19 protein-coding genes are annotated in these 21,691 nt (G+C 47.4%); 15 read left to right on the top strand and 4 right to left on the bottom strand.

Going from position 1 to position 21,691, the window contains the following annotated elements; genetic code table 11:
• Nucleotides 1-202 precede the first annotated feature (202 nt).
• From CRO03_RS16365 to CRO03_RS16355, 3 genes are all read left to right on the top strand, one after another.
• On the top strand, nt 203-691 hold the full coding sequence (locus CRO03_RS16365) for a TspO/MBR family protein (RefSeq protein ID WP_097112715.1): 489 nt from the start codon (nt 203-205) through the stop codon (nt 689-691).
• A 151-nt stretch (nt 692-842) separates the two neighbouring features.
• Nucleotides 843-1,907 carry a DUF3083 family protein gene (locus tag CRO03_RS16360; protein ID WP_097112714.1) on the top strand — a complete coding sequence of 355 codons (1,065 nt, stop codon included), beginning with the start codon at nt 843-845 and terminating at the stop codon, nt 1,905-1,907.
• Nucleotides 1,908-2,058: 151 nt separating this feature from the next.
• The gene (locus CRO03_RS16355) at nt 2,059-2,457 is read left to right on the top strand and encodes a PAS domain-containing protein (RefSeq protein ID WP_097112713.1); all 399 of its coding nucleotides are present in this window, start codon (nt 2,059-2,061) and stop codon (nt 2,455-2,457) included.
• An 18-nt stretch (nt 2,458-2,475) separates the two neighbouring features.
• Here CRO03_RS16355 and CRO03_RS16350 read toward each other — a convergent pair whose 3' ends face one another.
• Entirely contained in the window at nt 2,476-2,916 is a 441-nt protein-coding gene (locus CRO03_RS16350) for a CBS domain-containing protein (protein ID WP_097112712.1), read from the bottom strand.
• Between the two features lie 163 nt (nt 2,917-3,079).
• Here CRO03_RS16350 and CRO03_RS16345 point away from each other — a divergent pair, with 163 nt between their 5' ends.
• The 6 genes from CRO03_RS16345 (at nt 3,080) to CRO03_RS16320 (ending at nt 6,309) form a co-directional block, all read left to right on the top strand.
• Nucleotides 3,080-4,228: a hypothetical protein gene (locus tag CRO03_RS16345; RefSeq protein ID WP_097112711.1), complete on the top strand. Its 1,149-nt coding sequence runs from the start codon at nt 3,080-3,082 to the stop codon at nt 4,226-4,228.
• A 32-nt stretch (nt 4,229-4,260) separates the two neighbouring features.
• A complete protein-coding gene (locus CRO03_RS16340) occupies nt 4,261-4,581 on the top strand; it encodes a hypothetical protein (protein WP_097112710.1) in 321 nt (106 codons plus the stop codon).
• 39 nt (nt 4,582-4,620) lie between these two features.
• Nucleotides 4,621-4,884, top strand: coding sequence for a hypothetical protein (locus CRO03_RS16335; RefSeq protein ID WP_097112709.1), 264 nt, complete (start codon nt 4,621-4,623; stop codon nt 4,882-4,884).
• 1 nt (nt 4,885) lies between these two features.
• A complete protein-coding gene (locus CRO03_RS16330) occupies nt 4,886-5,338 on the top strand; it encodes a hypothetical protein (protein WP_097112708.1) in 453 nt (150 codons plus the stop codon).
• Between the two features lie 211 nt (nt 5,339-5,549).
• The gene (locus CRO03_RS16325; protein ID WP_097112707.1) at nt 5,550-6,029 is read left to right on the top strand and encodes a polymorphic toxin type 46 domain-containing protein; all 480 of its coding nucleotides are present in this window, start codon (nt 5,550-5,552) and stop codon (nt 6,027-6,029) included.
• Complete coding sequence (locus CRO03_RS16320) at nt 6,013-6,309, top strand: hypothetical protein (protein WP_170949035.1); 297 nt, start codon at nt 6,013-6,015, stop codon at nt 6,307-6,309. The genes CRO03_RS16325 and CRO03_RS16320 overlap by 17 nt, the downstream gene beginning before the upstream one ends.
• Nucleotides 6,310-6,368: 59 nt before the next feature.
• On the opposite strand, the gene CRO03_RS16315 is transcribed toward CRO03_RS16320, so the two are convergent.
• Nucleotides 6,369-8,141 (bottom strand): GGDEF domain-containing protein, encoded by a 1,773-nt coding sequence (locus CRO03_RS16315; RefSeq protein ID WP_097112705.1) that lies wholly within the window; start codon nt 8,139-8,141, stop codon nt 6,369-6,371.
• 439 nt (nt 8,142-8,580) lie between these two features.
• Here CRO03_RS16315 and CRO03_RS16310 point away from each other — a divergent pair, with 439 nt between their 5' ends.
• A complete protein-coding gene (locus CRO03_RS16310) occupies nt 8,581-9,912 on the top strand; it encodes a choice-of-anchor F family protein (protein ID WP_097112704.1) in 1,332 nt (443 codons plus the stop codon).
• A gap of 121 nt (nt 9,913-10,033) precedes the next feature.
• Here the strand turns inward: CRO03_RS16310 and CRO03_RS16305 are convergent, their stop codons facing one another.
• Nucleotides 10,034-10,651, bottom strand: a complete 618-nt coding sequence (locus tag CRO03_RS16305; protein ID WP_097112703.1) for a DUF642 domain-containing protein — start codon at nt 10,649-10,651, stop codon at nt 10,034-10,036.
• A 362-nt stretch (nt 10,652-11,013) separates the two neighbouring features.
• Here CRO03_RS16305 and CRO03_RS16300 point away from each other — a divergent pair, with 362 nt between their 5' ends.
• Together CRO03_RS16300 and CRO03_RS16295 are read left to right on the top strand one after the other, a co-directional pair.
• Nucleotides 11,014-12,594 carry a methyl-accepting chemotaxis protein gene (locus tag CRO03_RS16300; RefSeq protein ID WP_170949045.1) on the top strand — a complete coding sequence of 527 codons (1,581 nt, stop codon included), beginning with the start codon at nt 11,014-11,016 and terminating at the stop codon, nt 12,592-12,594.
• A gap of 1 nt (nt 12,595) precedes the next feature.
• Complete coding sequence (locus CRO03_RS16295; protein ID WP_097112701.1) at nt 12,596-15,412, top strand: bifunctional diguanylate cyclase/phosphodiesterase; 2,817 nt, start codon at nt 12,596-12,598, stop codon at nt 15,410-15,412.
• Nucleotides 15,413-15,737: 325 nt separating this feature from the next.
• On the opposite strand, the gene dndA is transcribed toward CRO03_RS16295, so the two are convergent.
• Complete coding sequence (dndA, locus tag CRO03_RS16285; RefSeq protein WP_097112699.1) at nt 15,738-16,862, bottom strand: cysteine desulfurase DndA; 1,125 nt, start codon at nt 16,860-16,862, stop codon at nt 15,738-15,740.
• A gap of 132 nt (nt 16,863-16,994) precedes the next feature.
• Between dndA and dndB the strand changes: the two genes are divergently transcribed.
• The 3 genes from dndB to dndD are packed head-to-tail and all read left to right on the top strand — an operon-like array spanning nt 16,995 to nt 21,691.
• Nucleotides 16,995-18,086, top strand: coding sequence for a DNA sulfur modification protein DndB (dndB, locus tag CRO03_RS16280; RefSeq protein WP_097112698.1), 1,092 nt, complete (start codon nt 16,995-16,997; stop codon nt 18,084-18,086).
• Entirely contained in the window at nt 18,076-19,743 is a 1,668-nt protein-coding gene (gene dndC / locus CRO03_RS16275; protein WP_097112697.1) for a DNA phosphorothioation system sulfurtransferase DndC, read from the top strand. The genes dndB and dndC overlap by 11 nt, the downstream gene beginning before the upstream one ends.
• Nucleotides 19,733-21,691 (top strand): DNA sulfur modification protein DndD, encoded by a 1,959-nt coding sequence (dndD, locus tag CRO03_RS16270; protein WP_097112696.1) that lies wholly within the window; start codon nt 19,733-19,735, stop codon nt 21,689-21,691. Before dndC ends, dndD begins: the two co-directional genes overlap by 11 nt.

The raw sequence follows: 21,691 nt of genomic DNA, 5'->3' as shown, positions 1-21,691 counted from the left end.
AACAGTGGCGAGACACGCTGAAGCATTGCATTCATTTACTCGACACCACGAGTTACAGCATTATATGAGAACAAGATTTTGTGGGGATCCCTCAGTATCTGACCCCAATTTTTTGCGCTAACCTGGCCTGATCTAAGCTGTCATGATCTAAACTGTAATGACACCGTACATCTGGCAATAACGCTTTGAGAATGGAATGACTATGCATCTGACAATACTGTTACGCCAGGGCCTGATGCTGTTGACCTTACTGGCGCTGACTTATCTGGCCGCGGGTATTGGCGCGCTGGGTTCAATTAACGCCGCCGGTTTTTACCGTGATTTGCAGCTACCGGGTTTTGCCCCGCCCGCCTGGTTATTTGGTCCGGTCTGGACCCTGCTCTACACCTTAATGGCAGTTGCCGCCTGGCTGGTCTGGCGCAGCACTAAACAATACCAGACGGCACTATGGCTGTACTTTGGCCAGCTGGTGGTGAATGCCTTGTGGAGCTGGTTGTTTTTCGCCTGGTATCAGGGCGCACTGGCTTTTCTTAATATTATGCTGTTACTGCCGTTGATTATTGCCACTGCGCTGTGCTTCTGGCGCCACAATAAACTTGCCGGCCTGCTGCTGGTCCCCTACCTGCTGTGGGTCAGCTTTGCCGCAGTGCTGAACTTCAGCATCTGGCAGCTCAATCCTGGCCTGTTGTAGCACGTAGCTCCACTATCACTGCGGCTGTCTTTGCCACAGATGAGAACAGGGTTTGATCTGTGGCAAGAAATAAGCTGTATAGTGGGCTAATTTCCGGCGAGAAAGCGCGCAACAGGATACAATGCGCGCAGCAGACCAAACAGGAGTTCTCATGCCAATCAGTACCCAACATAAAGTTTATCTTCCGGCCAGCGCAAAATCGAACCAGTATATTCTGGCTGAAATTAAAGCTACCCCAGAGCTATACCAGCATTACAGCAGTGAGCAGGCGTGTTATCAACAAATCAGCCAGCAGCTGTTCAGCCTGGCCGACGGCCTGAACTTACACAACGTGCATTTAATTGCGACAGATAAACTGCCGGTAGTGCGTTTTCATACTGAAGCTCACGTATTCCAGACTGCTGAGCAAATTCTGTTTTTCTACAACCCGGCCTATCACGAAGCACAAAACCTGTTCAGTCAGCCAGGTTATCAGGCCCGGAAAATCCGCCTGCTGTTTTTAGCTACCGGTAATGATATCCGCGCCAATGCCGCTGACTTTCATCAGCGGGTATTGCAGCTACTACAAAAACTGCAGCCGCAACTGCCCGAGCAGAACCTGAAGATCAAAATCCGGGATCACCAGCATCTATCTTACGATTTACTGGCGAAAAACAAAGGCAACCGCGAAAGCTACGGTTATAAGTTACGGGCCATTGCCGGCCGCTATGCTAACCGCCAGCTTAGCCTGCCAGAGCACAGCGCTTTGACGTATGTGCACCTTACTCTGCCACTTAGCCGCGCTCTGAAACAGCAATATGTCGCCAATGACAGTCTGGATTACAGCCCACTTTATCAGCAGCTGGAGCAGCATCTGAAAAACGTTATCCAGGCAAAAGAGTTAAATCGGGTTGCTATTATTGGTAATGGCTTAACCCCACTGGTCCGTAACAGTAAGTTTGATAAACCGGAAATTACCGCCGAGCTGCAACTGCTGGGCTTTGACCCGGCCAATAATGTAGCCCAGTTTATCAGCGACTGGCAAGGCGATAACCTGGTAGAAGCAGTGCATATTCTGATTGTTGCCGGCAACGATGACATGACTGAAACCGGCTATGGCCGCTTTATGAATCAGGTAGAAGCTGCATTGCGTAGTTTTGCCGATACGCTGGCGGTTAACCCGGAAAAACAGGATTTGACGGTACGGTTTCATCAGCATATCAGCTACAACAGCTAACCGTTGCTAACTAAAAAGGGCTGGTTGATACCGGCCTTTTTTATGTCCCGGGCCCGGGTTTTTAATTCCGGCCTTGCGGCAGATCAAACCTGTGGTAGTACTGGTCGGTTACAGTACCGGCACATTACAGTGCCAACCCAGGCTAAACCTAATGCAGGATAACACGCCCCCGCTAATTTCCCGGTACGCTCCAGAGCTACTTAATCCTGCGCTGGATGCGGTGATGGTTACCGATTGTCAGGGCATTATTCAGTGGGTAAATCCGCGGTTTAGCGCGCTCACTGGCTACAGTGCCAGCGAAGCCATTGGTAAAACGCCCAAAATACTCAGCTCGGGTGTGCATAGCCAACACTTTTATCAGGCAATGTGGCAACCGCTACTGCAGTATGGTTTCTGGCAGGGTGAAATATGGAATAAACGCAAAAACGGCGAGATATACCCGCAGCGTCTGACCATTAACGCCATTTATAACGAGCAGCAGCAGGTTTGTGCCTATGCGGCCTTTTTTAATGACATCAGCCAGCAAAAGCCGGCGCCACCGCTATTTTAGGGCGTTTGTTGTGGGTGTTTACCTTTGTTCGCGTTCACTGCTATCGGCGTTTGCCTGGCGATCCAGTGCTTTGATAATATCGCGCCAGCTTAAAATACCCAACGGCTGGTTGGCGCTGTTAACCACCGGAATACACGACACCCCTTCAGTATTCAGCAGATGAATCGCATCCATCACCTTGGCATGCTCGCGCAGGGTCACCGGCTTGCGGCGCATAACCTGATGCACCTTTTTATTTAAGGTGGCCAGATCACGGGCGGTTTCAGCAGCAGTACCAATATTAGGGCTCAGGGCTTTAAACAAATCACGGTCAGATATCACCCCCAGCAAGCTATTGTTTTCCACTACCAGCACATGATGAAACTTTACATGGTCAAAAATCTCTTTTACCACCGCCAGGCTATCATCAGGTGATACGCTAACCGGTTTTTTACTCATCAATTGGATCAGGCTAACCATGTTACAAGCTCCACAGGCTATTTGTTGTAGCTTAGCGCACTGGCCGCTTTTTTGAAATTCAGCCGCTTATCTGGCCACCTTGGCATTGACAAGCCGCCATTAAGAAAACAAAATGCTACCAATAATTAATTAAACGTTAATAAGCACGATAACGGAAGCGGAAATGATCACGGAAACGGAAATCCCCGCGGACTTAAAGCCGCTATTGTTCGACGGCCAGTTATTTTACGGCAAATGGGGCCAGATTTATTTTGTCAGTAAAAACCGGCTCAGTTACACCGATATGGCCAGCACCCCGGCCGTTGCGGCAGTTAACGACTCTGTTTATGGCCGCTATTTTCTGCAGGACATCGAGCCTGCCTGGCAGCGCGACAGCATTCTGCGCGATTTATACCGCTACGCCAAGCCCTGGGCGACCGACTTATCCGGTCTCGACAGCCAGCAATTAATAGCCGAATTGTTACATTTATTTCAGCAGGACGAGCTGCGGGTATGGCAACTTACCGACGGCTGGGTCAGGCCACCCGAGACCCCCGGCAATAGCCCTTACGTGGCAGCCGGCAGCACAGGGGTGGCCGGCGGCAGTGTCAGCGCTGGCCCTACCAGCACCGGCAAAGCCAGCAAACCCAGAGGCGGCGGTGCCACTACCACTCAGCCGGTAGCTGCGAAAACAGCGGGGCATGAGGTGGTCAGTAACAGACCAGAGTTATCAGAGAGCAAGCAGACGAGATCTGCTACTCCAATTGATGTTACAGCCCCGCTCCCGAGCAAGACTAGCGATGGTCAAAACATCATTTACTTTGAAAAATCTGATATAAAGTGTAAAGAGTTGTGGGATGGTCAAGCTTATGAATTCTACATTGATGGACCAGATGGCGAATTAGAGTTTGCTGAAGCAAATGTTGATGCAGAAAATAGTAATATAGAATTCTACATTAATAATAACTTTAATCGTGGCTATGTGCTTAAAGGTAACGGTTTCTCGCTGACTGATGAAGTGCTTCGAAGGTCAGTAGAAAAATACCAGGAAAACAACGGCATGCCCCCAACATTCTTGAACGGTACAATTATTAAAAAGAATTTAGAGAATTTTCAGAAAGAATTCTTAAAAGCTAAGGAAGCTAACCCGGAGTTATCAGATAATGAAATAGCAAATATGGCTGTGAAGAAAATATCGTTCGGGGCCTCTAGAGAGAAAATTGGTTATAGCGATATCAATGTTGAAATTAGAAAATATGGAAGTGCAGAAATTAATGGAAAGGTTTATGAGCAGATTCCTAAAGCAGTAAAAATAACAGCGAAGAAACCGTAAGCTAAGTAAGTGACGCCAAATAGGTTACATGTATGAAAATATCAAAGACCAATTTACTAGACCTGCTGCTTGACTATATTGATGGTAAAACTGAAGCCGTGAATAGAATTTCAGAGGCTTATAAAACTAAAAACACCATTTGGTCAAATGACGAATGGATTTATGTTAAAGACGTTGAAGCCAGTTTAAAATCAATGAAAAAAGTTCATCAACAAGGCGAGTTTGAGCAATTTGTTAATATTAGACAACTTATACTTGATAAAAAATGCCAGACAGACTTGATTGAGGACACATGGATAAAAAATCGGATACTGGAATGTCGGGAAAGCATGCACTCACTTTTCCCGGAATAAATTTATCTTACCTTCCAATCTCGTAATCAATACGTCTCAATGACTAAAATTAAAGAACCACTTAAAACCGTATTAAGAAAATTCTGCCATGTCGAATGCTATAACCCGCAACTGATTCGGGAAGCAGTTATTATTGGCCACGGGTTCCCGTACGATATCATCCTGGTAAAAGCGCAGTTGCGTGAGGCTATTGATAATCAGCTGATTACACCTGAAGAGTATGAAGAGCTAACCGATGAGGACTTCGATTCCCAGCAAGATTTGCAGCTCTGGCTGGAGAAACTTTTCACGGAGCTACCCTGAGTTGCCAAATATTTCTTTACGAAATACGACTTACCGTCATCTGACGGACGAGCAGCTGGATAATGCTGCTAACAAACTGGTTCAGTATTTTACTGACGATAAACTGCTGATTATTTACCGCATCAGCAAAGGTAAAAATTACGATACAGAAAATCAGCTGGAACTGCCCCTTACTGCATTGCCCTGGCTGAAAGACACTATTATTAACGGCTTCTGGCGTCAGCCATCGGCAGGCGGTTTACCAAAAGATCAGCATAGTGTTTCAGCCACTTTTAGTGGTGAAGAAATTTTGCTGGGCCGCAGTATGAACGCGGATGACTACGCCAAACCTGGCTTTAAAATTGTCAATAAAAGCCGCACATCGCATATTATGGCGTCTCGTCCACAACAATTTCAGATCACTGATGAGCGGGTGGAGCAGGTGTTGCTGCCCATACTGGCTCAATTTAACTAAAGCGTGTCGCTGATGCGCTGGGCCGGGCCGCGGCTGTGGAAAATGCTGGGGGTCGGGTTCTACCACCCCTATCGACAGCGAAATTAGCGGGTAAAACAGCGGCTGCCCCAGCCTATCGACGGCACTGCAGCCACCATCCGCTAAATGCGCTGCACTGTAATAATGTTTTATCCGGTCGCTAAAACGCGACTGAATTTGCGCCAGCACCGCCATGGTGTTGTCGCCGGTAAACACGGAAGGCACCACTAGTTCACATCTGCAAGCTAGAGAAAAAGTTTCACGCTATTTTTTAGAGCAGCATGGCTTCTCAGAAAGCCAAATTGCAAATGCTATAGGAGATGAAGAGGCAAAAATTGAAGGTGGAGTCGACTTAACGAAACCCTTAGAGGTAATACACTTTCCTCCACCTGATGAAATGACCCAATATGTTAAATCTCATGGTTTCCCGGGTAATTGGTTCGATCCTACAAGTAGTCAAACTCCTGATGAGTTAGGATTAAGCGGTGAAGGCCGCACTTTAACTTCGTTTCGAGTGCCGCCGGGCAATGGCCTGCAGTCCCATTCAAAACCTATTATTGATGACTGGACAAACCCAGCCAACCCAGTTAATACAGCTGGTGGTGGTAAGCAATTGTTTGTAAATGATGAAACGAAAAAAGCTGTTATTACTTTAAATGAAATTGGAACGTAAAATGGATTACAAAGCACTTCAGGCAGCAGCAAGTGATGTTATTGCCTTCATCGATAATAACGCTCCAAAACACACTTCTGCCGATGTACTGACATCGATTAAAAATCAGATGGTATTTATTCGTGATAATGCCGCAGCAGGCAAAAACCCATCGACAGAGCTATCGTCGGGAGCCAAGTTTACTTATGCCGTTCTGGCGTCACGGGAACTGGCCAGCCCGGAAGAGATGGCGCTGCAAGATTTGATAGACAAAGTCACCAGTATTCTGATCAAAAGATAAAAACAGTACAGTAGCTAAATCCCCCTCAATCCCCCTTTGCTATAGGGGGAAGCGAAAAATCACTCTGACCCATTTTCCGGGCTGAATTTTTGCGCCGGGCCGCGGCGCCGGCTGTGGAAAATACTGGGGCCGCTGGTTTTTTTGGCTTCGCGTTTGGCACTGCTGGCTAGTTCCGACACATCGTGCTGGCTGACACACAGCTGCGGATCGGGCTCTACCACCCCGATTGACAGCGAAATAAGCGGGTAAAACAGCGGCTGGCCCAGCCGGTCGACGGCACTGCAGCCACCATCTGCCAGATGCGCCTCGCTGTAATAGTGTTTTATCCGGTCGTTAAAACGCGACTGAATTTGCGCCAGCACCGCCATGGTGCTATCGCCGGTAAACACCACAAGAAAGTCGTCGCCACCAATATGGTAAATATAGCCCTCACCGGCCGGCACTTCGGTCTGAATAATTTTTGCCAGCAGCTCGATAACCAAATCGCCTTTGCTGTAACCATAAATGTCGTTGTATGGCTTAAAATAATCAATATCGATATAGGCCACGCTGAAGTTACTGCCCTGGCGTAATAAGGTATCGATATGCAGGTTCAGCGGCACGTTACCCGGCAATAAGGTCAGCGGGTTGGTATAGCGGGCAAAAAATACTTTGTTTTCGCTAATTTGTTTCAGCACTTTGCGGACCGAGCCTAAGCCATAGTAGCTGCCGTTGTCAGTAACCAGAAAATACAGGCCGGCGTCATCGGCGTCCTCGCTGATCAGGCTGCTGACATCGTCTATCGACATGCTTTTTTCCACCACTAACGGCGCTTTTTCCATGCAATAACTAATAGATTTGCGCTGATACAGCGCCCGGCCAAAGGTATGGGAGAATTTTTCGTTAAGCACGCTGCGACTCACCACCCCAACCGGCCGTTGCTGGTTGTCGACCACTGCCATGCAAGCCAGGCTTTTATCGTTGGCAAACAACTCGGCCACTTCTGCTGCCGGAGTGGTTTGCAGCACCGCCGGGGTGGCGATAACTACCGGGTCCAGCGCCTGGTTCAGCTTCAGCTGGCTGCTGACTAACAGCGGGGCCAGCGCGGTCGGGCTGTCCTGCATTTCAGCCTGTGGCCGCCCCAGCAAATAGCCCTGACCATATTCTGCACCCAGTTCACGGCACATTTGCAGCTCTTCACTGGTTTCAATGCCCTCAGCAATAATGCTGGAGCCGGTATCTTTGGCTATTTCAATAATGTTTTTAACAAAGGCTTTTTTAATCGGGTCCTGGTGCAGCTGGTCGATAAAATAACGGTCTATTTTCACAATATCCGGCCGCAACTCCGACCACAGCCGCAGCCCGGAAAAGCCGCTGCCTAAATCATCAATCGCAATTTTAAAGCCGAATTCGCGGTAGTGTTTTACCGCATTAATAAATAACTCGGTGTCCTCCACCTGAAATTGCTCAGACAGCTCAATAACAATTTGCTCTGGCGCTAAGCCAGCGGCTTCAATCATTTTTTTAGTCAGGCCAGAGGGGTGATCAGAGGTTAACAGCAGCAGCGGGTTTACATTTAAAAACAGCAGGCCGTCGGTACCGGCTTTGGCAAAGGCATTAATACTCAGCTCGCGGCACAGCAGCTCCAGTGGCTCCAGCAGGTTGTAGCTTATGGCGGTTTTAAATAAATTGCCGGGCGAGTGCAGCGCACTGTTCGACGGCCCGCGGATCAGCGCTTCAAACCCGAGGTTTTTACCATCGCTCAACCGCACTATCGGTTGAAACAATGGGGTCAGGCGTTTATTGGCCAGAATATGGCGCAGCTCGTCACGATGATAGTCACTTAAACCCAAGCTGATTACTCATTCAGTTAGCTTACAACGTTAGCCAACACACTCCCTGGCCGTTACTACATCCCTGCAGCTGGCCAGAATAAGTAGAAAATGTTGCACCCGTATGACAGCAATGCATCCTTCCAACCCCGCTTTCACTTCTGAGCATGGGTTCAATTAGGTAAATCACTCTGACCCATTTTTAAGACGTCAGGAGCACAGCTGACACTTTAACGCAGTCCACGCTGTCAGAAAACTTTACACAACCTTCCTTGTCAGCGGCGCTTCGCGGGAGGTAAATTTTAAATAATGAACTCCTAAATTAAGGATTTTCTTATATATAATAAATGTTCCGCTTTTTAAACCTTACTTGGTACGTAATATGCTCACTATCGGTAACAGCGAAGGAGATGGATCTACTATCCTCCAGACTGTTGAAAAGATGAGAAGGATATTCACAATGAAAGTGCAACCTCATTTAATATTTTCGGCACTGGCAATCACCATCGCTGGCTTTACCACTGGTTCAGCAATTGCCGCTATCATTACTGATTGGAATCAGGGCAACGTGGTCAACTCGGGGCCCAATGGCAGCGGAGTTTATGTCAGCACTATCTACAACAAGCCAACCAGTGACGGCAGTAATGCCAACACCAGCGGCTATATCAGTTATACACTGCTCGAAGGAGCCGCACCCGGTCTCAAAGTAGTAAACAACGCTCTGCCTAATCCTGATGAATTAGACCCGGCACCGGGTAATCCTGTCGACAACTGCATTATGGCCGCAGGCCCCTCGAGTTGTAATGGTGAATTTCAAAGTGGCAAACGCTTTAAGCTGGACCAGACAGCCTTTGATCCGATAGATCTGGTATTTAATCTGGACGGTTCAACCTTCGCTACCGATAACGATGGCTTTTACCGAATGTTCCAGAAATACGGTAATAATACTGGCGTAGTTTTGGGCGGTTACACCATTGGCCTTGGGTTTGGTATTGGTGACGACTTTATAGCCTCGGGCGCTGACGACGGCCTTAGTTTCATCGACTTTGGTTTTAACCCGAAGGAAAGTGAATTCAGCTCGCTGTTCTCTCAGGGATTATTTGGAACAGACACCCGACGAGACCGTCTGCAGGGTTACTTCAGTGCTGAGCGCAGTGGCTTCGACCTGGCAATGGTGACTGAGGATCTGTTTCAGACCACAGGTCTGTTTGGAGGAGCATTCGGCTATGAAGCGTTATTCAGCAACTGGTTATCCTACTCCATGGTGCCAGATGGCTATTTTTATGATGACGATGGTGATCCGCTGACAGAAGCCATCCTGATGGCACACTATGATAAAGCAAGCGGGCAGTGGATTATGAACCGAGCATTAGATGCCGATGGCAATGTCCTGACAATAGCAGAGGGTAATGAAGGTGTAGCCTTTGCGACACAGATGGACGTCGAGAATGAACTGATCTTGCAGGCTGCGAATCTGAATCTTGCTGCTTGCATTAACGGCGCAGTGCCACCTGTCGCCTGTCTTGCAGGCGTCGGTACCATTGAAGATTTAGCAAAATTTAATGTGACATATTTTACCAATCCACAGGCATTCAGCTTTGCAGACTCCTTTGTCGACAACGATCTGGCTTATACAGCTTATCGGGACATGGCAACCTTTACCCTGCGCATTACTGCCCGGGTAGTAGATGTGCCAGAGCCGGGAGTTCTGACTTTACTGCTGGTAGGTCTGATCCTGCTCTCGCAGCGGCGCATCAAAGAATATATTAAGGGTAATTCGGCACAAGTATAGCGTTAGCCTGTATTGGTTACGGGCATTGCCTGTAACCAATGTTCGGCGAAAATACAAATGATAGTAAAGAAAGCAAAACGCCAACCCGGGGGTTGGCGTTTTAGTTAAGCATGGGCAGCGCTTAGCTGGCTTTAGCTTTGTTGCGACGTAAACGACGGCCGCCTACTAACGCTAACAAGCCGGCACCAAATGCCGCCAGAGTAGCTGGCTCAGGTACTGCAGTTACGTTCACGTTATCAATCAGGTTACCCTGAGTACCGCTGTTTAACGAGGTAAAACTCAGGGTTGAGCTGCTGTCAGTCGCGGTAAAAATGCTGGTGAATAAGGTCCAGCCTGCTTTGGTATGGTCAGTTAATTGCTGAGATAAACCAGCAAAGCTTACTTCAAACGCTTCGTTGTTATTATTACGGGCGCGGTAGTAAAAGCTCAGCTCGTACTGACGACCAACTTCGGTAGCAAAGGTCTGGAAAATTGACCAGGCACCGGCATTGCTGCCATGAGAATTTAATTCGATAAAGTTATTGCCGCTGGCAGCAACAACACCATTTAAGGCATTCCATATTTCGACATTGCTACCCTGCCAACCGGCAACATCAGCGCTGTTAAACACAGACCATTTGTTGCTGGCAACAAAGTTTTCTTCAAAATCGCCGTTAACGATTAACGTTGCATGGCTACTGAAACTGGCAGCCAGTATGGCGGCAGCACCTAACAAGGTGCGAACAGAAACTAATGACATCTTGATCCCTCAAACATTCTGATTACGACTATTGGTTAAAAAACCTGCACATCATACCAGTGCTTTTGAATATTAGGAACATGTGTTAAGAGATTTATTTTTAAGTGGTGTGCTTTTTTGCACACTACCACCCGGCCAAGGGTAGTCGTGTTGCTGCAACAAGCCATAGCTTGTCAGCCTGGTTGTACGCATAAAAACATTTTGAAACAAAAATTTGAGAAAAAAGCCTTTCCATTTCAGGTCCGTCTAATTTACCATCACTTTAACCACACTACATGTAGGGTTAATAACTTCATATATTGATTGACGTTATGCATAGCAATACAAACATCAGGACCCGACAAGGACAACGAGGTGCATACATGAAGAAAAATTTACCGGTTACCAGGATAGAGAAAACCTTTCACCCCGGCGCTAATATTTTATCGACCACCAACCTGGACGGAAAAATAACCTATATCAACCAGGATTTTATTCAGATTAGTGGCTTTAGCAAAGCTGAGCTTATTGGTGAGAATCATCATATCGTTCGCCACCCTGACATGCCGCCCGCCGTATTCAAAATGTTCTGGTCTGATTTGCGTGCTGAAAAATCCTGGATGGGCATTGTTAAAAACCGCTGCAAAAATGGCGACCATTACTGGGTGGATGCTTTTGCCACGCCAATAAAAAAAGCCGGCCAGGTAGAGGAATTTCAATCGGTTCGTCGCAAAGCGCACCCCGAGGCGGTACAGCGTGCTGAAAAGGTTTATTCAAGCCTGCTGGCCGGCAAAACCTTACGCCAGCTAACTGACGCCATACCGCTATGGACCAAAATAGCAATGGTGATATTACTTACTGCCCTGTTGCCGCTGTTAACCGCTATGTTTTCCAACTCTGTCTACCTTTTTATTGCCGCTTCGCTGCTCGCGACCTCAGGATCAATTGCCGCCCTGTTTATCTTATCTGAGCCCCTGCGAAAGGCACTACAACAACTGCAACGCATTTCTGCCGATAAAGTTGCCCGGTTTATCTATACCGGCCGCGCTGATGAAGCCGGCATGCTGTTATTAGCAATCAAGAAATTAGAATCTGAAAATGCGGCACTCATTGGCAGAATTAACGACATGTCTTCAATGCTCAGTGCCAGTGCCCAGAGCTTAAGCACAGCGGTAAGCCAGAGCGAAAATGGTACCTTGCGCCAGTTTGAACAAACCGAGCAGGTTGCCACTGCCATGGAGCAAATGACAGCCAGCATTGCCACTGTGGCAAGCAATGCCCAGCAAACCTCGGTGGCCTCTGCTGCCGGTTTAAACGTTACCAGCAGCAGTAAACAGGTTGTCGATCAAAATGTGCAGACCATCTCTGAGTTAAAAACCCTGATTAATTCTGCCGCCAGCATTATTCATCAGGTGGCCGCTAGCAGCGACGAAATTGAAAAAATTCTTGAAGTAATACTGGCTATAGCCAATCAAACCAATTTGCTGGCGTTAAACGCGGCCATCGAGGCAGCACGGGCAGGTGAACTGGGACGGGGTTTTGCCGTGGTAGCAGACGAAGTTCGCTCTCTTGCCAACCGGACTCAGAATTCCACCAAAGAAATTAACAGCGTTATTGAAAAGCTGCAAAGTGGGGTTAAGCAAGCGGTAGCAGCCATGACGGCCGGCGAGCATGCAGCAGAAGACTGCGTAGTGCGAAGTCAGCAAACCGCCACCTCGCTCGAGCAGATATTGCAGGCCATAAATACTATGTCGCAAATGAGTGAGCAGATTGCCCAGGCCGTCACTGAGCAAACTCAGGTCGCTGATACGATATGTGAAAGTGTGGTCAGCATTAAAGCGAATGCCCAGGAAAATCTGCAGGCGGTAACACTCAGCAGTAAAGTGGCTGATGAAACCATGCTGATTACCCGCAAACTGGATCAGCTCAGCAATCAGTTCTGGCAATCGCAACAGGGAACCTAAAATGCGGCATTTGTCATATCAGTATTTAACCGCTGCCAGTTTACGTGAATTTATCACAGAGCAGGGTTTAACCAGCTGCCAGGGGGTGGTGCAGGTATTTTCCGGGGCCAGCCTTGAACAGACAACCCGGCTGCAGCTGGACCTGAAACGGCAGCTACCGCAGTTTGTGCTGATTGGCGCGTCAACCGCCGGTGAGATTTATAACGGCGATTGTCTTGAACAGGCCGTTATCCTGAACTTTCTGATCTTCGAAAAAACGTTCCGCGCCCAGCCCTTCAGCCTGAGCCTGCAACCCGGCCAGGGTTTGCGGAACACTATCCGCACCCTGTTTCCGGCGCCGCCTAAAGTTATTATTTTTTTCACTAATGCGTTAGAAACCAGCCCTGAGTCTTTACTAAAAGTGTTACATCAGGAGATGCCCGCCTGCATTTTTGCCGGCGGCAATGCGGCTGATAACGCCAGCTTTACCGGCACCTATACGCTGCTGGAAACAGAGGTATACCGCAAAGGCCTGGTCGGTGTGGCATTGCACAGTGACACGCTGCAGGCAATGCAGCACAAATTTACCGGCTGGCATGCCATTGGCCAGGCATTTACCGTTACCGCCGCTGCCAATAATGTGCTGTACCGGCTTAATGATCTGCCGGTGCTGGAGGTGTATAAAAAATATCTGGGTAACGACGTTGTCAGCGGCCTGCCCAATACGGCAATGGCGTTTCCGTTCAGGGTGCAGCACGGCGAAAAAATTATTCTCCGCTCACCAATTGGTGTCACGCAGGACGGCAGCGGTATTATTCTCGCCGGTGATATTAATATTGGCGACAGTGTCACGTTCTCTTTTGCTGATATTCAGTTGTTAATGCATGAAGTGAAAACCCTGACAGCGCTAAACCAGGCAGCGCTGGTGATATACTCCTGCGCCGCCAGGAAAGCCTATTTAGGCCAGCATATCCACCCGGAAATGCACAAGCTGGGCGCTAACAATCATGCCGCCGGCGGCTTTTTCTATGGCGAGTATTGCTCGGCCGGCCAGCAGTTTGATTTACTGAATCTGTCAACCACGCTGCTGGTGTTATCAGAGCAGCAACTGCCCCCTGCCCTGCCGTTTGCCGACACCGATAAACAGCCAATAATACCGTCATCGCTGTACACCCTGGCCCGGCTGGCAACCGCCACCGGCAAAGAGCTGAACGATGCTTTAACTTTTCTGCGACAGCATCAGCATGCGGTTAATCAAAGCTCTATCGTCTCCATCACCGATGCTGACGGCATTATTGTTTACGTTAATAAAAAGTTTGAAGATATCAGCGGCTACAGCGCACCAGAACTAATCGGCAACACCCATCAGCTGATTAAACACCCGGCCATGCCGGCCAAGGTTTATCAAAACTTATGGCAAACCATTAACAGCAAACGCACCTGGCAGGGCCTTATCCTTAATAGAAAGAAAGATGGCTCGCACTATTATGTTAAAACCGTCATCGTGCCCATTCTGGACGAACACCAAAACATCAGCCGTTTTTTAAGTATTCGCAACGACGTTACCGACATTGTTAAAGCCAGACAAACCATCAGAATTCAGAATACCGACGCGCTTACCGGCTTGCCAAACCGCACCCGGCTCAGTACCGATCTCAAAAATAGCAACATTGTGTTGCTGGCGGTGTTTGATACCCGGAATTTTAAACTGCTGAACGACTACTGGGGCATTGAGCAGGGCGACAAAGCCATCAGACAACTGGCGCAGCATTTTGTCAGCGCCGCCAGTTCGCTGCAATTACAAACCTACAAGTTTCACGGGGCAAGCTTTGCGCTAAGACCGCTTAGCCAGATGTCACTGCAACAGTTTTCGGCCAAATGCGAACAACTGAGAACCGAAGTGGAAGCCGCCACCCTGGATTTTAATGACCATGTGTTTGATATTAACCTGAGTATTGGCATCGGCGTATCAGGCACCAGGGCAATAGCGCTGGCGGAAAGCGCCCTGGCCGAGGCCAAAACTTATTACTCCACCTCGTTAGTCATCAAAACCGAACAGCAGATAGCAGGTGATAACGCCTACCATTATATTGAGCAAGTACGGGAGGCGCTGAACGACAAACGGCTGACAGCCTGGTTCCAGCGGCTGGCACCTGTTAATAGAACCAGCCAGGATTGCGACAAATTTGAAGCCCTGGTCAGGATAGATCAGGGCAACGGCGAAGTTACCGCACCGGGCGTGTTTCTCGATTATATAAAAAAAACCAGGCTATACGGCGCCTTAACCCGTGAAGTCGTGGCTATCGCTGTTGCCACTGCCAACAGGTTTAAATGCAAAGTCTCAGTTAATATCTCCATTCAGGATATTCTGGACAGCCAAACCACTGAGTTTATTTTCAGCAACCTGCAAGGGCATAACGGCCAGCAGATTATTTTTGAAATTACCGAATCAGAGGCAATCCGCGAATTCTCCAGCGTTGCCGAATTTATCAGAAAAGTAAGATCTTACGGTGCCCAGATTGCCATTGACGACTTTGGCAGCGGCTACTCTAACTTTGCCTACCTGGTTGATATCAAGCCTGAATTTATCAAAATTGACGGTTCAATTATTAAAGGCGTAGTAGACAACAAGAATAGCCGGCTGGTCACCAAAAGTATTATCGATATGGCAAAAAACTTAGGCATTAAAACCATTGCCGAGTTTGTCAGTACTGCCGATATTTATCAGTGCTTAAAACAGCTCGGCGTCGATATGGTGCAGGGTTATTATATTTCCAAGCCGATACCGGCATCGGACATTACCCGGAATCAGCAGGCTTATCCTGATGCGATGACCTGAGATAAGAGGTTCGCCCTACCACTCTGCCACCTGCAGTCGCTGTTTTACGCCAATTACCTGGAATTGCAGGGCGTGAACAATAGCTTCCAGAAAATCGACAAGCAGTCAAAAGCTGATAAGATAATTTGCATTCCCGATTGCTAAGGGGGCTGCTTTGCCGACCAAGCCAGTAAAAACAGAGAAAAATGATGACGGCTGGCTTACTAGCAAGGAAGCTAAAAAGGTGTTGAAGGTGTCCAGTTGTGAGCTAATGCACCTTCGGGTATCCAGCAAGTTAAGCTACAAAAAGCAGGGCAATGCTTTTTTATACCAAATAGCCCCTGAGTCAGAGTAAAGCGCCTAGCGCTGTCTTTATATCTTCATAGGGTATGTTCTGTGTAGTCACACCAAATGAGACCCGAATAGCCCCAGCAATACGTTCTGAATCCAAGCCCATTGCTGTCAGCACATGTGATGGTTTATAGCTACTTGATGTACAAGCAGACCCATTTGATACCGCAATAATACCCTTTAGCTTTACCATCGCCGCCTCAGAGTTGATACCAGGAACGGAAAAGTTAACGACATATGGCGAGGCATTTTTGCCATTTACTTCGGCGCCAAGCTCACTTAGCGCATCAGTAAAATTAGTTTTTAACTCGCTGACATGTGCCAACCACTTTTCAGCATTCTTTGCAGCCAGTTCACAGGCCAACCCCAAACCAGCAATTAGTGGAATCGCCAGTGTACCAGGGCGCAGTCCTTTCTCCTGCCCGCCTCCAAAGTAAATTGGCTTTAACGGTGGCTTGGTAAAACCACGGCGGCGCATGATCAAAGCCCCAATGCCTTTTGGTGCGTAAAGCTTGTGGCCACTGACACTGATAAAGTCGATACGAAGATTATCGAGATCATAAGGGTATTTGCCGAAGCTCTGCGCTGCATCAACATGCAAATAGGCATCATGCTCTGACAGCAACTGACAGATTTCACCAATAGGTTGAATTGCTCCAGTTTCGTTGTTGATGTGCATTATTGAAACCAGCAGTGTATCGTTTCGCAGCGCAGTTTTAAGCTGCTCAATATCTACTTGCCCATCACCTGTTGCATCCAGGTAAGTAACTTCAAAGCCTTGCTGCTCGAGGTGTTCTATAGGTTCAAGTACAGCTTTATGCTCCAGCTTGCTGGTAATAATGTGCTTCTTACCATTTTGCTCGGCATACTCTCGCAACCCCAAAATCGCGATATTGTTACTCTCTGTCGCTCCACTGGTAAAAATCACTTCCGTTTTGTCTGCTTTAGCAATTTCTGCTACCTGTGCACGGGCTGCTTCCACCGCACGTTTAGCTGCCACGCCATATTCATGCGTGCGACTTCCGGCATTGCCATATTCTTCAACCATAAGTTTATAAACAAAATCAGCAACTTCAGGCAATACGGGGGTTGTAGCGCTAAAATCGAGGTATATAGTCATAAAATTCGCCGACGTTTTTTTAGTTTAAATGGGAGACAAGCCAGTGCCTAACTGTTAGTATAATGCCCCTGTTTGTACAAACAAGACAACATTTTGTACAAACATTATTCATTCTGATTTATAGGTCTTCGTGTGAACAGTATATCGTCAGGGACTTCGTTTCCAGCTATTCGTGGTGTACAGGCAGGTAGTGAATACTACATTGTAATGTGTCCGTTAAAAAGGCTGCGTAAGGTTTTTACGTTCGATGAAAGCTCCTTACCAGTAGAAGCCCGGGCACAGCGCACTCTTAATACAGAGCGCATACCGCAAATAACGAATTACATTCTGTCTCAGCGCGAAGAATATGCATTCTCTGCCATTACCGCCTGTATCGAAGGTGCCAGCATTTTTACGGCCATTGGAACCGGCGCCCACGAAACCAATATCGGCACCTTAACCATTGATGCCGATGCTGAGGTTTATATAACCGACGGTCAACACCGCAATGCCGCTATTGCAGAGGCTTTAAAACAAGATCCTACCCTGGCGGAAGAGAGTATTTCGGTGGTGTTTTTTGCCGATAAAACGCTGGAAGACAGGCAAAAAATCTTTAAAGATTTGAACCTTTACCCGAAAAAAGCTGACCGCTCTTTAGGTATTACCTACGACAATTCGCCTTGCGCCTTGTTGTCAAAGGAACTGATTTACAACAACCCTGTCTTGCAAAAGCTCATTGATTTAGAGAAAAACAGCTTAAGCCCGCGCTCTAAAAAATTACTTACTCATAGCGCATTTAACAGAGCGACCCGAGAGCTGTTCGACAAGGTTACCGCCGATAACTATCTCGAACTTAGCGTTATTGCTACACAGTATTGGCAAACCGTTTATGAAAACATGACGGAATGGCAGTTTGTCTATGAAGATAAGTTGTCCGCAGGTGATGCCAGAAAACATTCAGTAAATGTGCATTCAGTCACCTTACAAGCACTAGGAATAGTTGGCCGCCAGCTTTTGAAAACACCTAAGTGGAAACAATACCTGAAAAAACTTAAACAAATAAACTGGGACCGCAGCAACAAAGCCGACTGGGAAGGTCGTTGCATGATTAACGGTGAAATGAGTAATAACTCCAGTCGTGCCAAAGCTACCGCAACAAGGATTAAGACAATAATTGGATTAGAGCTCAGCCCTAAAGAGCAACAAGATGAAACCAAATTAACAGGTATCCGCCATGAGCAGTAACCAAGCCGTAAATACTTACTCAGCATTTGGCGCAAAAGGTCTAAAGCAAACGCTTGAAACGGCCAAAGCACATGTAAAACAACTGTATTTATCTGACGAAATTCCATGGGTCATAGGTTATAGCGGTGGTAAAGACTCCACAGCTATTCTGCAGCTTATTTGGTATGCGCTGATTGACTTAAAAGCGGAAGGTAAATGCCATAAAGACGTGCATGTTATCAGCACCGATACCTTGGTTGAAAACCCGTTCGTTGCCATGTGGGTAGAGAAATCGCTGGAGCGGATGAAGGAAACTACCGCCAAACAAGGCTTGCCGATTATCCCTCATCGCTTAACCCCAGCGGTCAAAGATCGCTTTTGGGTTAACTTAATTGGCAAAGGCTACCCTGCTCCACGCTATAAGTTTCGCTGGTGCACTGACCGATTAAAAATTTCCCCGTCTAATACATTTATTCAAAATTTAGCTAATAAGAACGGAGAAGCAATTCTCGTACTTGGCACTCGCAAAGCAGAAAGTACAGCTCGAGCAGCAAGCATGGATAGGTTCGAAAGCTCAACCACAAATACACGGAAAGCATTAGGTTTAACAGAAAATGGCTCGCTTGAACGCGTTTGGGTATATACCCCAATTGCCGATTGGACCAATGACGATGTCTGGGTTTATCTTAACTCCGTGCCCAACCCTTGGAACTTCCCCAATCAGGATTTGATGGGCATGTATCAAGGCGCAACTGAGGGCGGAGAATGCCCACTTGTAGTTGATAAAAGCACACAAAGCTGTGGTGATAGTCGTTTTGGCTGTTATGTATGCACCATGGTGTCTGAAGATAAATCCATGACAGCCATGATCGCCAATGACGACGAAAAGGATTGGATGTTGCCATTGCTGGCGCTTCGTAACGAAATCGATGTTAACGACGCCAACCGTGATAAAAAGCTGGATAAGCTGCGCCGCGATAAAGCACGGCGTGATTTTCGACGTATGAACGGCACCCTCACCGTGCATATCTCTAAACATGGTGCAGACATAGTGCCTGGCCCTTACATCCAAAGCTTCCGGCAAGAATTACTGCAGAAAGTGCTGGAGGCTCAAGTTGCCGTTCAGCAAATGGGGCCGCCCGAAGTTGAAAATCTCGAGCTATTACCACTGGAAGAACTGGAAGAAATCCGCCGCATCTGGCTGGAAGAAAAGCTGGAAGTAGAAGATAGCCTGCCCGCTATCTACGAGAAAGTTATTAAAAAGCCTTATCCTGGTGAAAAGCGCGCTTACCATCCAGTACTTAATAAAACGGTACTGGATAAATTAAAAAGCTACTGCACGGAACATAACGATGGCGACGGCTTAATGTATCAACAAGTGCGTGCGGTAATGGCGATTGCCAATAAGCACAAGCATCAGCTGCGCCGTGCCAACTTAGCTGCTGAATTAGATGACAGCCTGGAAAAAGGCGCGTTTTCATCATTAGAAGAAGCGAAGATTTTTGCACTGGAGCGCAAGCGACATGAGCTGCAAATTCAGTACGAAAATTCACCGAATTTCTCAGATGAAGAGAAAGCTAACATGGCGGAGCAAATAACCATTATTACCCGCTCGATTAAAGAAAAAGGCTACAGCTCATTGCTGATTGAAACCGAGGTCGTCAGCGATGATATTTAACGAACTACAAATAAAAAACTTTGGCATTTACCAGGGTGATCACAGCATTAATCTGGAAGTTACTGACGGCAAGCCAGTCATTTTGCTAGGTGCATTAAATGGTGGCGGCAAAACAACCTTTTTAGATGCTATTCAGCTAGTGCTGTACGGCAAGCATGCTAAATGTTCTAATCGTGCAGGTACCGCTTACGGTAGCTTTTTAGCCAGTTGTAAAAACCGTTTTGCACCTAAAGATGCTGAAGTAATGCTCAGTTTGTCCTTTCTACATAGAGCCGACAACAAGATTAAGCGTTACGATATTGAGCGAAGCTGGCAGGTTAAAAACCTCGAAGCCAAAGACAAAGTCAGAGTGTTAGTTGATTATCAATTTGACGAGCATCTAAGCCAGTACTGGGATGACTTTGTTAATGAATTTATCCCGCTTAGTTTATCCGACCTGTTCTTTTTCGACGGTGAAAAAATCGAAAACCTGGCCCACCCGCAGCGTTCGTCTGAACTGGTAAAAACCGGCATCGAAAGTTTGCTGGGGCTGGACTTGCTGTCTCAACTACAAATCGACCTGGCACAAGTAGATAAAAAACGCCGCGCCGGTAACGTCGACCAAAGCGTTATGGCGAAAGTGTCCGCCTGTGAAGATGAAATGGGCGATCACAATGTGGTTATGTCAGATCTGAAAAAAGAACTGGCCGATATAGAACAGCAGCTCAGCGATACCAATATCGCCATTAACAAAGCCCGGCAAGCTGTGCGCAATACCGGTGCTCATTTGATTGAAAAGCGCGACGAGTTAAAGTTTGACCTGGGTGCCGTTGAAGCCAAGTTAAAGCTAAATAAAGCCGAGCAAATAAAGCTGGCCGCAGGTGTTGGCCCTCTGGCTCTGGTTAAAGATTTAATAGCGCAAACCAAAACCCAAATTAGGCTGGAAACCGACGCCAAACAAGCCAAGGTACTGGACGAAGCCATAAGCGCTTATGATGAGAAAATCCTGGCCGCATTAAACTCCAGTGCTGCACCAGAACAAACCCTTGCGCATGTCAACCAAACCATGGCCGAACAAGCCAAAGCACGCCAACAACTGGCCAGCGTAGAATGCTACCTGAATACTGACCTGGGTATTTTTAATGGTTTAGATGCGCGCATAACTGAAGAAGAAAAACAGCGTGAGCGCCTGAAAAAAGATGAAGCAAAGTTACTAGAGCAGCAAGCCTTGCTGCAAAAACAGCTGGATACCATACCGGCTTATGACTCAGTACAGCACGTGATTGCTGAATTGGCAGAATACGAGGCTACGTTAAAAAACCTACGCACGCTAAAAGATCGGAAGCAACAGTTATTAGATCAAGCTACCGCCAGAAGCAATGTATTATCACAGCGCTATACCAACCTGCTGGCACAACAAAACAAAGACACCTTTGAGCAAAAGCGCACTATTCAGGTAAGTGAGCATATTAAAAAGCTTAAAGCCACTTTACAGGGCTTTGCTGAGCAGCTTATCAGCGAGAATATTGATCGCTTACAAACGTTGGTTAAGCAAAAGTTTGATGCGCTGGGGCGTAAGTCACAGCTTATTAGCGATTTAAAGATTTGCCCTACCAACTTTGCCATTACGCTATATGACATGTCGGGCAACGCCTTAGAGCCAGCTAAATTGTCAGCCGGTGAGCGCCAGCTTTTGGCTATCGCTATTCTTTGGGGTTTGGCAGAGGCGTCGGGTAAAGAGCTACCGACAGTTATTGATACCCCGCTGGGGCGTTTAGACGGTATTCACCGCAGTAACCTGGTGAATAACTACTTCCCCAAAGCGGGGCAACAGGTCATTTTGCTGTCTACGGACGAAGAGATTGTCGGCGATTACTACAAACAGCTAAAACCCTATATCGCCCGCGAGTTTCATATCAGCTACAACGAACCAGCTAAAACATCCGGTTTTAACCAAGGGTACTTCTGA

It is taken from the genome of Arsukibacterium tuosuense, from assembly GCF_900215315.1.
Taxonomy (GTDB): Bacteria; Pseudomonadota; Gammaproteobacteria; order Enterobacterales; family Alteromonadaceae; genus Alishewanella; species Alishewanella tuosuense.
Note: the sequence above shows the minus strand (reverse complement) of the source record. Positions and strands in the feature narration are given on the sequence as shown.